The sequence below is a fragment of the Zhaonella formicivorans genome (genome assembly GCF_004353525.1).
GTDB classification, from domain to species: Bacteria; Bacillota; DUOV01; order DUOV01; family Zhaonellaceae; genus Zhaonella; species Zhaonella formicivorans.
Genome location: NZ_CP085524.1, coordinates 2,455,723 through 2,468,792, shown reverse-complemented (window position 1 = coordinate 2,468,792; position 13,070 = coordinate 2,455,723). Strand labels below are relative to the sequence as shown.

Genomic DNA, 13,070 nt, shown 5'->3' with positions numbered 1-13,070 from the left:
CTACTATTGACCGTAGTAGCAAGGCGTGCTATGATGTGCCTAAGCTGTAATATACTCGGGAAATAAGAAGGGGTGGTGAAAATGTCGAAAAGAGCTATTATGAGCCTTTTTTTCCTGCTTTTACTGGTTGGTTTGTTCTTTTGGTCACTTATTCAGAATCCGCCTACGGTGAATGAACATCCGGAACGGCATCTTTCCTGGGAATTATCTGCTATAAATTACTAGCCGGCTGAGGAAAAATTCCGCTTGGAGTGCAGGATTTTAACGCTTTTGAGGAGAATAATCTGATTTGTGGCTGATTAGCCCCAAGTAAAGCTTGAGTTGTAACCGGACTTTTTTTATAGCATTTATCAACATAACTGAATATGTAAAGTTGGGAGGAAACACATGAGTTTTAACTATAAAAAATTGACAGTTCTGCTGCTGCTTTTTGTTTTTGTTACAATTGCAAATGTAGCTATGGCTGCTCCGGTGAAAATGTCCATGAAAGACGGTTATCTGCTGGTGCTGCCCGAATACGACAGCAATAATGTGATTGTGAATTTCGCAGGCAATTTCGTTAACGACACCGGCGCTGATTTTAACGGAGAAATATGGTATTATACTCCTAAAGATGCACAAATTTCCATGGTGTGTGAAACTGAAAACGGAATGATATGCGTCAAATATGATGCCAGCACCGTTGAAGGCGATTACAGGATTATTAAATACAAACCTACCCGTACCATCAAACCGGGCGAGCAGTTTCCAATTATGTTTGAGTATACATACAACTCTTTTAGCCAGGCAGGCCCCAGGGAGTTCCCCGTAAAGTTTAAAGCAGATTCAACCATTCAGAATTTAACGGTAGAAATTAAACAACCTCTCCGTTCCACCGACTTCAAGATGGAACCGGCTTCCCAGCAAACGCAGCAGGATGCTGAAGGATTTACCGGTCATATTTTGCAGTATCCCAGCCTGGAAGAGCAAAAGGAACTGAAATTTACCATCAGTTATAACAAAGCGGATAACAAGCCGTCCATCGAAGCTCAAGAAAATGTTGCCCCACAGACTTCAGGCCAAAACAAAGAAAACAATACCATGTTGATTATCCTCTTCACGGTTATTTTGGCCGTGCTTGCTTTGGTGCTCGTTTTTGCCTTGAAAAACAACAGACCGCAAGTTCCTGCAAAGAATAAACAAAGCAAAAAAAATAATTCCAGCCGCCCCGTTCAGCAGGTTAAAGCCAAAGCAGCGCCCCAGAAAGGCAAACAGCCTGAAGAGGATTACGCAGATGAAAGAAAAAAAATTCGCAAGTTACTTATTGACGGCAAGATTAGTGAGCAAACTTATAACCAGTTAATGAAAGAGCTGGACAGTTAGCCAGGATTAAACCATCTTTGGGAGGTGGATTATGCAAAAGAAACATAAGATCAGCATTGGGGTTTTGGTCATTGCTGTTGCTATAGGTTTCCTGATTGTTACCGGTTTCGGAGGTAATTCGGGATACCAGGTAACTTTAGCGGATCTAATCAACAAAGGGGCGGAGCTTGAAGGTAAATACATCCTGGCAGAAGGGAAACTAGTCCCTGAAAGCAAACAGTGGGACGGGGGAAAAATTGAACTGAAGTTTGAGGTAACTGACGGGCAGGTCAAAGTCCCTGTGGTCTATAATGATGTTGCTCCGGATAACTTTGATTACCCCGAGGCTGAGTTGATTCTGAAGGGTAAATGGAATGCTGCTGAAGGCGTTTTTTACGCCGACAAAGTAGAGACAAGGTGCCCGTCCAAATACGAAGCTGCAGAAGAGTAAAAATGAACCGGCTGTGGGCATGGTTTTAACCACTCCTGTTTTATACTAGCCCGGCCGGTTACTTTTGTAGAGTTGTCTTGAAGTTGCAGCAGGCATTGGTTATCAACCTGATGCAAGGGTTGTTAAGAGTTGGACAACCCTTATGGAAAGAGACTACGAGGAGGAACTTCGAATGGCAGACCTTGGAAAACTTTCTTTACTAGTGGCCCTGGCCATTACTGTCTATGCTATCTTTGCCTACATCTTTGGGCTAAGGGCAAATAATAAGCCGCTGCTGGAGAGCGCCAAAGGCGGGGTTTTGGCTATCGGTTTTTTGACCACGGTGGCTTCAGTTGTCTTATTTTATTTGCTGCTCATCAGCGATTTTTCAGTTGAATATGTGTATCAGTACACAAGCAAAAATTTACCCACGTTCTATAAATTATCAGCTTTTTGGGCAGGCAATGCCGGCTCACTGCTTCTCTGGGCCTGGCTCTTAGGGATTTATACCACAATCGTGGCTTATTCCAAAAAACATACCACCAATGCCACTGTACCTTATGTCCTTATTATTTTATTAATAAACAGTCTCTTTTTCCTCTTCCTGTTGAATTTTGTGGCCAATCCATTTAAGAAGCTGGATTTTGTACCTCCGGAAGGAGCGGGGTTAAACCCCTTGCTGCAAAATCCCGGCATGGTGTTCCATCCTATAACCCTTTATCTGGGTTATGTAGGTTTTGCCGTTCCCTTTGCCTTTGCTATGGCAGCCCTTTTAACCAACAGGGCAGATGATGAATGGATCAGGGTTACTCGCCGCTGGTCGGTAATTGCCTGGATGTTTTTAACCTTAGGCAACCTTTATGGCGGCCAGTGGGCCTACGTGGAACTGGGCTGGGGAGGTTACTGGGGCTGGGACCCCGTTGAAAATGCTTCTTTTATTCCCTGGCTCACCGGAACTGCATTTATCCATTCCGTGATGATTCAGGAACGGAAGGATATGCTTAAAGGCTGGAATATGGTCTTAATTATTGTAACCTACTTGCTTACTCTCTTCGGAACTTTCCTGGTCCGCAGCGGAGTGCTGACTTCCGTCCATGCTTTCGGTGATTCTAACCTGGGAACAATGTTCCTGGTCTTTATAGGAATAATGCTGGCTTTCTCTTTGTACTTGCTAATTGACAGGGCTCACCTCTTGAAAGAGGGTAATGAGTTTGAATCCTACCTTTCCAGGGAAAGCAGCTTTTTAATGAATAACTTGTTATTAGTTGGTTCCGCCTTTGCCGTTTTCTGGGGAACAATCTTCCCTCTGGTTTCTGAAGCGGTGCGGGGAGTAAAAGTCACGGTCAGCGTGCCTTTCTTTAATCAAGTCAATGCGCCCATCTTGCTGGCCATGCTCTTTGTGATGGGAGTTTGCCCCCTCATAGCCTGGCAGAAATCGTCATGGAAAAAATTGAGGGATAATTTCCTTGTTCCGCTATTATTGGCTCTTTTGGCTGGGGTGGCTATTTATTTCCTCGCTCAGCCGAAAAAGCTTTATGCATCAGTTGGTTTTGCTGTTAGTTTCTTTGTCTTATTTACGATTATTCAAGAGTTTTACCGCGGCACCATGGCCCGTCACCGGATGACAAACGACGGTATCCTGTTATCATTTTATAAGCTGTGCCTCAAGAATAGGCGCAGGTGGGGCGGTTACATTGTCCACCTGGGCATCGTCTTTATGGCTTTTGGCATTATTGGCTCCAACGCTTACAAAGTTGAAGTGGCTAAGACAGTCACTTACGGCGAGCAAATTCAAATTGGCGATTATGTCTTAACCTACAATGGTTTGTTTGAGAAGCAGGAAGGCGAGAATACTGTTGTCTTTGCTGAAATGCCCGTAACTTATCAAGGGAAGAGCATTGGTACCGTAACCCCGGAAAAAATTTTTTACGCCAACTGGGAACAGCCTTCCACCGAGGTGGCACTGAAGACGAATTTGAAAGAAGACTTGTATGTTATTCTTTCCACCTGGGACAAAGGGGGCGAAGAAGCCACCTTTAAAGTCAATATCAACCCATTAATGAAACTGATCTGGATTGGCGGATACATCCTGGTATTTGGCACAATCTTTGCCGTATGGCCGGGTAAAGGCAGTGAATTAGGTCCTAAGTACTCCCATGGGGTGAGAAAAAATGCGGTCAGGGCGTAAAATACTGGTCCTTGTTATCACCGTGATGATTTTGCTTTTGGGCACAACATCCGCCTGGGCGATCGACGAGCAACTTTTCAAAAAGATCGAAGCCAGTCTCATGTGTACCGACGGGTGCGGCATGTATTTGCCTACCTGTGACAACGACACAGCTCAAAAGATGCGGGCTGAGATCAGAAGCCAGCTGGAGGCAGGGGCTTCGGAAAAAGAGGTCTATGCTTACATGATCAGCCTCTATGGCCCGGAGGTTATGGCTGCCCCGCCTAAAGACAATGCTTTCAATATTTCCGCTTGGGTCCTGCCCTTCCTGCTCATCCTGGCAGGCGGGTTGGTGATTTACCTGGTTTTGGACAGGTGGGTATTTAATAACCGACGGCAAACAACCGTTCAGGCAGAAGCTGTGGAGGAAGTGCCTGTGGAGTATGAGGGAATCCTGAACGAGGAAATAAAAAAATACTTTTAGCCCGGAGGTAAAGCAATGAATGCAATTGGAATATTTTTGGGCATTATTGTTGCAGCTGTGGCCATTTATCTGGTGATTAAACCGTTAATAGCAAACGAACCACAGGCTGAGGATTACGCCGCTCTTCAGGAAGATGTCCTGGAGCGGGAAAAAGAGTCGGTTTTTACTGCCCTGGCTGAAATAGAGTTTGATTACCAAATGGGCAAATTAAGTGAAGAAGATTACAATTTTTTGCAGCAAAAATATAAACGGCAGGCTGTTGACATTTTAAAAGTGGAAGAAGAGGATTTGGGCATCTTTAAGCATGAAGAACGGGCTCTGGAACAGCAAGTGGAAGCAGAACTGGAAGCTGAGCTGGAAAGAGAACTTGCCGAAATCAGGAAAAGCATTAAGAAATCAGGCTAATGACACTTGCTGGAGGTGAAAGGATGCGTACTTTGCGTATTTCCATTATTGTTGCCTTGCTGATGGTGCTGCTCTTTCCGGCGGCAGCTTCTGCCCAAGCTTTAACAAGTGATATCCATCACTTGATGCTCCGTTTGAATTCCGATGGAACACTGACTGTGAGAGAGCAGGTTGTAGTCACTAACAGCTCCGAAAATGCTGTTCAGGAGAAATTCAGCATTGCCCTGCCGGAAGGCTTTACCGATTTGCAGTTGATCGAGGGAATAGACCAGGAAAAAACAAAGCTGGAGGACGGGCTGCTGATTGTGGAGCAACCCATACCACCCGGTCAGGCTACTTATAAATTGGAGTATAAGCTTTTACCGGGCGCCGCGCCCCATTTTCTGATTAACAAAAAATTTACTATGCCTACTAAAGCTTTCTATGTCATGACTCAAAAAGGAACATTGGAAGTTATCAGCGACAAGCTGAAAGACGCTGGACCCTTAACTATGGGTGACCAGGAACTGCAGCTTTATGAAGGCACCGGTTTTACAGCCGATACCGTGGTCAACGTGGCTGTGCAGCCTGTCACCGCTGGGACCTCTGCAGAAAGCGCGGGCCCTGTGACCAAGGAAGCTCCGAAATTTCATAATCCAGGGCATATCCGACTTTGGTACCAGTCTCCTTTCAGTGGAATAAACGCTCATTTGTTCCTGGCAATAGTTATTGCCCTGCCTATATTGGGCTTAGGGTACCATTTCTATCGCAAAAGGGCAGGAGAAGCTCCCAAGAAAAGCGCTGCACAAGCAGAGGAAGAAGCATTCCGCCGCCTGTTAATAAAAGAGAAAACCCTGAAAGCTAAATTGGTGGAGCTGGAACAAAATTACGCTGACCAAAAGGTAGATGAAGAGGAGTACCAAGCAGTGCGGGAAATTATGAAAAAGCAGTTGCTGGCAGTCCGGGCGCAGTTAAAAAGCTTTACGGACTAGGGGGGACCGACCATAATTAAGGCAGTAGATCTTGCTTACAAAATTGGTGGCAAGAGCATTTTAAAAGATATCAATCTGGATGTCGCTCCTGGGGAATTTGTAACAATTCTAGGCCCTAATGGCGCCGGCAAGACTACTTTGCTTAAACTTCTTTCTTTGTTGTACAAGCCTACTGGCGGCCAAATTTACGTGGACGGGCAGCTTTACCGGGATAATAATGAGCTGCGCAAAAAAATAGGGGTAATTTCCCACAATACTTTCTTGTACGACAATTTGACAGCCATGGAAAACCTGCAGTTCTACGGGAAGTTGTACGATGTCCCCCGCCTGCAGGAGCGCATCGAACAGGTTTTGCATGAGGTGGGCTTGGAATATGCCTGGAATGACCCTGTACGCACTTTCTCCCGGGGGATGCAGCAGCGGCTTTCCATTGCCAGGGCAATTCTGCATGATCCGGCCCTTTTGCTGTTGGATGAACCCTATACGGGGCTGGACCAGCATGCCATTGACATCCTGAACAACGTTTTGGCTCAATCGGTGGGAAGGGAGCGTACCATGTTTCTGGTGACTCACAATTACGAGCAGGGTTTGGAGCTTAGTGAGCGGGTCTTGATTTTGGTCAAGGGTCAACTGGTTTATGAAGCAAAAACCGCCGGCCTTACGGCAGACCGGTTCAAGGAGTTATATCTGGAACACGTGGGTGGACGATCGTGATGGGTTACTGGCGTAAAGTCATGGCCATTGTGCAAAAAGAACTGCTTAATGAATGGCATGCGAAAGAGAATATCAGCCCCATGTTTATCTTTGCCTTTCTGGTAATTGTAATTTTCGCTTTTGCCTTTCCTCCTTTGAAAGAGACTACCAGGCAGGTTTTTCCGGGTATTATCTGGATGGGACTGTTTTTTGCCTGTCAGCTTGGCTTAAGCAAGTCTTTTACCAGCGAAAAGGTCAATGACTGTATAATGGGACTGATGCTGACACCTGCGGACCGTACCGTGATTTTTTTCGGTAAACTCCTGGCCAATTTAGTTTTTACAGGGCTCATAGAGCTCACTTCCCTTCCACTTTTCTTCATATTGTTTGATTACCGGATGGCTGGTTCATTGCCCTTATTTATTTTAATAATTGTCTTAGGTACCGTAGGCTTTATTTCCATTGGCACATTTTTAGCAGCACTGACCAGCAATACCAGGAACAGTGAAATTTTACTGCCGCTGGTGCTCTTTCCCATTTTGGTGCCGGTGATTATAGGCGCCGTCAAAACAACTGCTTTGGTTTTGAGCGGCAGCTTAACCGGGGAATTTTTCCTCTGGTTGAAACTCCTGGCTGTCTATGACCTGATTTTTTTAGTGGTGCCTTTTATGCTTTTTGACTTTGTCTTGGAGGTGTAGAGCGTGGAAGTCAGGCAAAGCCCCTGGGAAAAGGTTCTGTCCATCTTGACGTTTACCTTGCTGCTTTTGTCAGCTTACGCTATTTTTTGGTATGCGCCCATGGAGAAAATAATGCGGGAAGTGCAAAAGATCTTCTACGTCCATGTGGGCGTGGCCTGGAATTCATTTTTGGCATTTTTTGTAGTTTTTATCGCCAGCCTTTTCTACCTGAAAACTAAAGAACAGAGCTGGGACATCCTGGCTTCCGTTTCTGCGGAAATTGGGGTGCTGTTTATCACCCTGGTGATGATCACCGGGCCAATCTGGGGGCGCTCTTCCTGGAATGCCTGGTGGACATGGGAGCCGAAACTGACAGCAAGCCTGGTTTTGTGGTTTATCTATATTGCTTACTTGCTAATCAGGTATTCCGTGGCTGAAGCCAACAAGCGGGCAACCCTGTCGGCGGTTTTTGGGATTATCGGCTTTTTGGATGTGCCTATAGTATATGTTGCAGTGCAGCTCTGGGGGGGTTACCACCCGGTGCTTTTCGGCCCCAGTGGCGGCGGTTTGCACCCCAAGATGCTGCAGACCTTGATTTTGACCGTTTTTGCTTTTACTGCTCTTTATTTTTACCTGCTGCAAAAGGGAATCGCCCTGGAAAATCTCAGGCTTAAAGTACAGGCGATTAAAGAGCGGCTGCGGAAACAATTCGATTAGGGAGGTAAAGCTGATGAAATATGTATGGGCAGCTTACAGTATAGTCATGGTGCTTATTTTTCTGTACACCTGGACTTTAGGCAAACGTCAGAGTAAATTGGCTCAGGAAGTCAGCATGTTGCAAAAAACTTTAGAAAAACAGATGGGAAGGTAGGCCAATGAAACAGAGAAAAATACTGGCAGCGCTGGTGACGGTCGTTGCTATTGCCATTGTTGCCGTATATTTTTGGCAAGCCGGCCCATCTACCAACACTGCTTTATCGGAAAACAATTTTCCCCAGGAACTGGCGGGCGCAAAGCTCCAGGGCCTTTTGAGCGGCGAAGAGGCCATGCGCCATATCAGCCAGCTGCACGGGACCGAGATTGCAATAGAAAACGGGTATATGGCCATGTATTTTGACCCGGCACGGCAGATCAAGATTGTGGTGTGGGTTAGCCAGTCTAAAGATGAAAAAGCGGCACAGCAGCTTTTTAAAATTATGGATGAAAAAATGCCCGGAAACAGTGTGTTTACCAATTATGCACGTCAAAAATCAGACGGATTAGAGTATGTATATGTTTCTGGCGCCGGCATGGACAATTATTACTATGTCCAGGGTAAAGAGGTTTACTGGATTGGCATAACAGGCGGGGAGCCGGAGAAACTCTTCCCACAGGTGGTTAAAGCATTTAAGGACTTTTCCTAAGCTGCCGCCTCTTTTTTTTTTTCACTAATTTCCAATGAGAAAACCTATCAATCGTAGTATAATTAATAGAGCCTAAACGGCAATACCCAGGGGGGAGGGGATACCGTGCAGACTTTTATTTATACTTGGAAAAGATGGTCCTTTGGTTATAAATTTTTGCTCAATATAATTTTGGCCGGGATGTTCTTATTCGTAAGCGTGACCATCAGAAATCCTGCCGCCCCGCGCGCTTTAGCATATAACTACCTGCGGGAGGCGGTAAAAAAGAGCATCTACTTCAAAACTTGGGGATGGAATACGCTGGAAGGAGAACATTTTTTGCTTAAATACCAAGATAAGGATGCCAATGTGGCCAGGCTTGTGCTGGCAGCGGCAGAAGAGGCATATCGTCCAGTTAACGAAGCCTTGGATTATAGGCCGGTGGAAAAGATTCCGGTTATTATTTACCCTGATAAAGCAGCACTGAACAAAAGCTTTGGCTGGGATGCCGATGAAAATGCCATGGGCGTGTACTGGGCCGGTGTTATTCGAATCACTTCACCCAACGACTGGGTACAGGATAAAAAGCATTTAGCGCAGGAGTTTATGCAAAACGGCCCTATTACGCATGAATATGCCCATTTGGTCGTGGATTACCTGACCCGGGGGAATTACCCCCGCTGGCTGACGGAAGGAGTGGCTCAGTACTTGGAAAGGGAAGTGACAGGTTTTCAATTCCCCGCTGTAGAAGTAAAAGATAAAAGGGAGTTTTATGGTTTCAAGCAAATGGATGGACTTTTTGACACTTTGCCCAACCAAGCTCTGGCATACAGTCAGTCACTGGCTGCCGTGGAGTATTATATCGAACGCTACGGGTTTGACTCCTTACAAGGCCTGCTCTTGAGTTTAGGACAAGGCAAAGACTTGCATCATGCCTTTCTGCTTAATACAGGCAGGGGCCTTGACCAGTTTGAAGAGGACTTTCAAAAGTGGTTTATGGCAACCCTTAAGTCGGCCAAAGCCGGCTAAGGGCTGTCATTGTTTTTTCTACATCTACTATTGTGAGTAGTATAACATGTGCTATAATGAAAATGGGGAATAAAGGAAAGTAGGGGGTTGCCATGTCTTTACACAAACTTTTTTACGGTTTTAGACCCGACAAAAAAGGACTGAGCAAGGTCTTAGGGGAGCTTGAAGCAGAGGTGATGGAGGTTGTCTGGCAAAAAGGGAGCGCTTCCGTGCGGGATGTTTATGATGTATTGCGCTCACGGAGGCAAATCGCTTATACCACTGTGATGACTATTATGGGCAGGCTTGCTGATAAGCAGCTTTTAGCCAAAGAAAAGCAAGGTCTGGCCTATGTGTATACCCCCATTTACAGTAAAAGCGAATTTACTCGCTCTTTAGTGCAAGAGGTTCTTGACGGGCTGCTGGAGGATTATTCCGACTTGGCTTTTGCCCATTTTATCGGTCGGTTGAAAGAAGACGACGAGGCTAAGCTGGCCGAGCTGGAAAAATTGCTCCAGGAAAAAATGCAAAAAGGGGAATAACCCATGCCTTCCCTTATCTCTTTTTTACATACATTAGTTGTTTACACAGTGGTGGGCACTGCGGTATCCTTTGCCTTGTCGCTGGCTGCCTGTGCCTTTTTTAAAATAGGCAAACCCGCGGTTAAAACGAAACTTTTCTTTTTAACTTTAATCGTTCCACTCCTTGCCTATTTATTTCATTATTTCATCTCACCTGTTTTAAAATTACAGCATGGAGCCACGTTTTTCGAACCTTCTAACAGGGTTTTTGCCTACCTGTGCAGTTTAGGCGTCCTTGGTTCAATGTATTATTTACCGCTCTTGCTTTTAATTGCTTTTGGACTGTACAGGATGGGAATTTATTATTGGCACTGCCGTAAAATTGCCTTTCAGACATTAGACCTCAGCGCCCAAGCTTACAGGTTGCCCGGAAAAATTTTATCGGAGCTGGCCAATGCAGCCGGTGTGGAAACGCCCATTTTAAAGATCTTAAAAGGGACTGGTTATAGCTGTTTTACCTATGGTGTTTTTAAACCTGCCATAGCTATCTCAGCTAATTTGCTGGACATTTTAAGCGAGGAGGAACTCCAAGCAGTACTCTCCCACGAATTGGGCCATATCGCCCACCGGGACAGCCTGCTAAACTGGATCGCTGTTGCCTTGAGGGACATGAGCGTTTATTTGCCTTTCACCCATTTGGCCCTGCGCATGCTCCATGCTGAACAGGAATTTGCTGCTGATGAATTTGCCATTAACATCACCCGGAAGCCTTTGATCTACAGCGCAGCATTGATTAAAGCCTGGCGCAAGAGCAAGGAAAGCAGTAAAGCCCAAATCCATCCTGTGCCAGCTTTTGCCGCGGAGGCCCGTATCTCCGACCGGGTGGAAAGAGTTATCAGGGGGGAAACAGGCGGCAAACAGGGAGACTGTTATTGGCTCCTATTAACCATTGGCATTGTAACTATTGCAGTATTGGCGTATGTGTGCTAGCCTGTTTTAGTCTTCAATTTCAACAGTGACGGAGGATAAGATGGTAAGCAGAAAAAAGGAAGAGTTCCTGCAAGGGGAAAGCAAGTATAAAGGTCCAAACAGGGTTGTTATTCTCTTGTTTGTTTTGGTAGCTGTTGCCGGTGTAGCTACTTTTGTATTGCTCAACCAATCTTCAGTTACCGCCGTTCAGCGTTGGGAAGGCGGAAATTACAATATCGGCAAAAGCCGGGATTACGATGGCAGAACTATCAATATGACTACCGTTGCTAACAGCGTTGAAGACGGCAAAATAAAGTTTCCTTTGGAAGAGGTAATTAACAAAGAACTGGTTTATACCGTTTACAAAAATAAAGATGGCAGGGAACTGCCTCTGGTGGGCACGGAGACGCCGCTTCTGGCATATATCAGCCCCGCCGGAAGACTGGTGACCGCTTTAGCTATTTGTGAACCGTGCCGTTCTTTGTCCTTCCACATTGAGGGCAATAAACTGGTCTGTGATACATGTGGCACCAGGTGGCTGTTAAACGATTTAGCCGGAATCTCCGGAGGGTGCACTCTCTACCCGCCGGAAGAATTACCATACCAGGTTGAAGCAGGTACGGTTATGATCGATGAAAGTGTAATCCTGTCGTGGAACCCCAGGGAGTAAAGTGAGGGAAATTATGCGGTTAGATAGTATAGCTGTGAAAAATCTAACCAGGCGCAGCACCAGGACCTTGTTTTTGCTGCTGATTATCATCATTGCTATGGGGACGGTAGCAAGTCTTTATTCGCTGGCCGGGTCGATGAAAAAGGAGATTGGTGACACTTTTGATGAAATCGGTCCCAATCTAATCGTTAAGCCTGATGAAGACGGACAAGCTTTCAGCTACGGCGGCGTTGTTATTCCTGCTGCCGGCAAGAGTAGTTTTCAATTGACTAACGCGCATATCCTGGCCATCAATACTATTCCCAACCGGGAGAATATTGCCGTTGTGGCTCCCAAACTGCTTGGAACTGCCCAAGCGGGAAAAGATAAAATAACCGTAGTGGGAGTAGACTTTCCCTATGAATTGAAACTGAAAAAATGGTGGACTTACCAAGGCACAAAGCCCAACAATGCGGAAGATCTGTTGGTGGGGTACCGCTTGGCCAAAAGGATGTCCTGGTCTTTAGGGCAGGAAGTGGAACTGGATGGTACCAAGTTTAAAATTGCCGCCATCCTGGATGAGCAGGGAAGCGATGACGACGGCGTTGTCTTTATGCAGCTTCTGGCAGCCCAGAAGCTATTGAAACGGGAAAACCTGCTCAGCTTCATTGAGGTGGCAGCCTATTGCACCACTTGCCCCATTGAGCAGATTGCCGCCCAAATTTCCCGCCAGATTCCCGGCGCCCAGGTGCTTACTCTGGCTGAAGCTGTGCAAGCCAGGGAAGAGTCAGTGGGCAAGTTTTTCAAATTCGCTCTGGTACTGTCCATAGTCATTATTCTGGCCGGTGCTTTGGTGATTGCGCTGACTATGATGTCTACTGTCAACCAGCGGACTGCAGAAATTGGGATATTTAGGGCTGTGGGGTTCAGGCAAAGCCACGTGTTTGAGATTATTCTCACCGAAGCCCTTGCTGTAGGTTTTTTGGGAGGCCTTTTCGGCTTCTCTGCGGGGATTCCTTTGGCCCGGTTGGCAGCCCCTTATGTTTCTGACCTACGGCTTTATATAACATGGGACCCGGTACTTGGTTTTGCTGTGGTGGTGGGAGCTGCTGTGCTTACGGTTTTAGCCAGCCTCTATCCTGCCATTAAAGCGGCACAGCTTGACCCTGCGGAAGCACTGAGGTTTGTGTAAAAAAGAGTCCCCAGTCCTCAGTCCCTAGTCCCCAGAATCGGCTAAGAGCCGCGTCCTTAGTCATTAGTCATTAGTCGTTAGTCCTTAGTTGCATGTATGGCTTTTACGGAAAAAGCCAGGGGCTAACTGCTGATAGCTGATAGCTGACGACTAACGACGGCGCAGCTAGCTGGTGACTGAT

Annotated in this window: 17 protein-coding genes; all 17 read left to right on the top strand. The window is 46.2% G+C overall.

The features are described 5' to 3' along the window. The first annotated feature begins 81 nt into the window (after positions 1–81). Positions 82–225: a hypothetical protein gene (locus EYS13_RS12055; protein WP_227762959.1), complete on the top strand. Its 144-nt coding sequence runs from the start codon at positions 82–84 to the stop codon at positions 223–225. A 162-nt stretch (positions 226–387) separates the two neighbouring features. Further along, on the top strand, positions 388–1,362 hold the full coding sequence (locus EYS13_RS12050) for a hypothetical protein (protein ID WP_227762958.1): 975 nt from the start codon (positions 388–390) through the stop codon (positions 1,360–1,362). Positions 1,363–1,393: 31 nt separating this feature from the next. Next, the gene (locus EYS13_RS12045) at positions 1,394–1,792 is read left to right on the top strand and encodes a cytochrome c maturation protein CcmE (protein ID WP_227762956.1); all 399 of its coding nucleotides are present in this window, start codon (positions 1,394–1,396) and stop codon (positions 1,790–1,792) included. A 172-nt stretch (positions 1,793–1,964) separates the two neighbouring features. After that, positions 1,965–3,959, top strand: a complete 1,995-nt coding sequence (locus EYS13_RS12040; protein WP_227762947.1) for a heme lyase CcmF/NrfE family subunit — start codon at positions 1,965–1,967, stop codon at positions 3,957–3,959. Continuing rightward, positions 3,943–4,422, top strand: coding sequence for a cytochrome c-type biogenesis protein (locus EYS13_RS12035; RefSeq protein ID WP_227762945.1), 480 nt, complete (start codon positions 3,943–3,945; stop codon positions 4,420–4,422). The genes EYS13_RS12040 and EYS13_RS12035 overlap by 17 nt, the downstream gene beginning before the upstream one ends. Before the next feature lie 15 nt (positions 4,423–4,437). Beyond that, a complete protein-coding gene (locus tag EYS13_RS12030) occupies positions 4,438–4,827 on the top strand; it encodes a hypothetical protein (protein WP_227762944.1) in 390 nt (129 codons plus the stop codon). 23 nt (positions 4,828–4,850) lie between these two features. After that, positions 4,851–5,798 carry a hypothetical protein gene (locus EYS13_RS12025; RefSeq protein WP_227762942.1) on the top strand — a complete coding sequence of 316 codons (948 nt, stop codon included), beginning with the start codon at positions 4,851–4,853 and terminating at the stop codon, positions 5,796–5,798. 12 nt (positions 5,799–5,810) lie between these two features. Then, positions 5,811–6,512 (top strand): heme ABC exporter ATP-binding protein CcmA, encoded by a 702-nt coding sequence (gene ccmA / locus EYS13_RS12020; RefSeq protein WP_340641284.1) that lies wholly within the window; start codon positions 5,811–5,813, stop codon positions 6,510–6,512. Next, positions 6,512–7,189 (top strand): heme exporter protein CcmB, encoded by a 678-nt coding sequence (locus EYS13_RS12015; RefSeq protein ID WP_227762940.1) that lies wholly within the window; start codon positions 6,512–6,514, stop codon positions 7,187–7,189. The genes ccmA and EYS13_RS12015 overlap by 1 nt, the downstream gene beginning before the upstream one ends. A gap of 3 nt (positions 7,190–7,192) precedes the next feature. Then, positions 7,193–7,885, top strand: coding sequence for a cytochrome c biogenesis protein (locus EYS13_RS12010; RefSeq protein WP_227762938.1), 693 nt, complete (start codon positions 7,193–7,195; stop codon positions 7,883–7,885). 13 nt (positions 7,886–7,898) lie between these two features. Then, the gene (locus EYS13_RS12005) at positions 7,899–8,039 is read left to right on the top strand and encodes a CcmD family protein (protein WP_227762937.1); all 141 of its coding nucleotides are present in this window, start codon (positions 7,899–7,901) and stop codon (positions 8,037–8,039) included. Positions 8,040–8,043: 4 nt separating this feature from the next. Further along, the gene (locus EYS13_RS12000) at positions 8,044–8,571 is read left to right on the top strand and encodes a hypothetical protein (protein ID WP_227762935.1); all 528 of its coding nucleotides are present in this window, start codon (positions 8,044–8,046) and stop codon (positions 8,569–8,571) included. 105 nt (positions 8,572–8,676) lie between these two features. Continuing rightward, complete coding sequence (locus EYS13_RS11995; RefSeq protein ID WP_227762933.1) at positions 8,677–9,579, top strand: peptidase MA family metallohydrolase; 903 nt, start codon at positions 8,677–8,679, stop codon at positions 9,577–9,579. Positions 9,580–9,671: 92 nt separating this feature from the next. Next, positions 9,672–10,100 carry a BlaI/MecI/CopY family transcriptional regulator gene (locus tag EYS13_RS11990; protein WP_227762931.1) on the top strand — a complete coding sequence of 143 codons (429 nt, stop codon included), beginning with the start codon at positions 9,672–9,674 and terminating at the stop codon, positions 10,098–10,100. Between the two features lie 3 nt (positions 10,101–10,103). Further along, entirely contained in the window at positions 10,104–11,069 is a 966-nt protein-coding gene (locus EYS13_RS11985) for a M56 family metallopeptidase (protein WP_227762930.1), read from the top strand. Positions 11,070–11,109: 40 nt separating this feature from the next. After that, positions 11,110–11,718, top strand: coding sequence for a Fe-S-containing protein (locus EYS13_RS11980; RefSeq protein ID WP_227762923.1), 609 nt, complete (start codon positions 11,110–11,112; stop codon positions 11,716–11,718). A 13-nt stretch (positions 11,719–11,731) separates the two neighbouring features. Further along, positions 11,732–12,889, top strand: coding sequence for an ABC transporter permease (locus tag EYS13_RS11975; RefSeq protein ID WP_227762921.1), 1,158 nt, complete (start codon positions 11,732–11,734; stop codon positions 12,887–12,889). The last annotated feature ends 181 nt before the right edge of the window (positions 12,890–13,070 follow it).

Coding starts and splice junctions, on each gene's coding strand:
- EYS13_RS12055 (WP_227762959.1), top strand. CDS start 82: ATGTCGAAAAGAGCTATTATGAGCCTTTTTTTCCTGCTTTTACTGGTT.
- EYS13_RS12050 (WP_227762958.1), top strand. CDS start 388: ATGAGTTTTAACTATAAAAAATTGACAGTTCTGCTGCTGCTTTTTGTT.
- EYS13_RS12045 (WP_227762956.1), top strand. CDS start 1,394: ATGCAAAAGAAACATAAGATCAGCATTGGGGTTTTGGTCATTGCTGTT.
- EYS13_RS12040 (WP_227762947.1), top strand. CDS start 1,965: ATGGCAGACCTTGGAAAACTTTCTTTACTAGTGGCCCTGGCCATTACT.
- EYS13_RS12035 (WP_227762945.1), top strand. CDS start 3,943: ATGCGGTCAGGGCGTAAAATACTGGTCCTTGTTATCACCGTGATGATT.
- EYS13_RS12030 (WP_227762944.1), top strand. CDS start 4,438: ATGAATGCAATTGGAATATTTTTGGGCATTATTGTTGCAGCTGTGGCC.
- EYS13_RS12025 (WP_227762942.1), top strand. CDS start 4,851: ATGCGTACTTTGCGTATTTCCATTATTGTTGCCTTGCTGATGGTGCTG.
- EYS13_RS12015 (WP_227762940.1), top strand. CDS start 6,512: ATGGGTTACTGGCGTAAAGTCATGGCCATTGTGCAAAAAGAACTGCTT.
- EYS13_RS12005 (WP_227762937.1), top strand. CDS start 7,899: ATGAAATATGTATGGGCAGCTTACAGTATAGTCATGGTGCTTATTTTT.
- EYS13_RS12000 (WP_227762935.1), top strand. CDS start 8,044: ATGAAACAGAGAAAAATACTGGCAGCGCTGGTGACGGTCGTTGCTATT.
- EYS13_RS11990 (WP_227762931.1), top strand. CDS start 9,672: ATGTCTTTACACAAACTTTTTTACGGTTTTAGACCCGACAAAAAAGGA.
- EYS13_RS11985 (WP_227762930.1), top strand. CDS start 10,104: ATGCCTTCCCTTATCTCTTTTTTACATACATTAGTTGTTTACACAGTG.
- EYS13_RS11980 (WP_227762923.1), top strand. CDS start 11,110: ATGGTAAGCAGAAAAAAGGAAGAGTTCCTGCAAGGGGAAAGCAAGTAT.
- EYS13_RS11975 (WP_227762921.1), top strand. CDS start 11,732: ATGCGGTTAGATAGTATAGCTGTGAAAAATCTAACCAGGCGCAGCACC.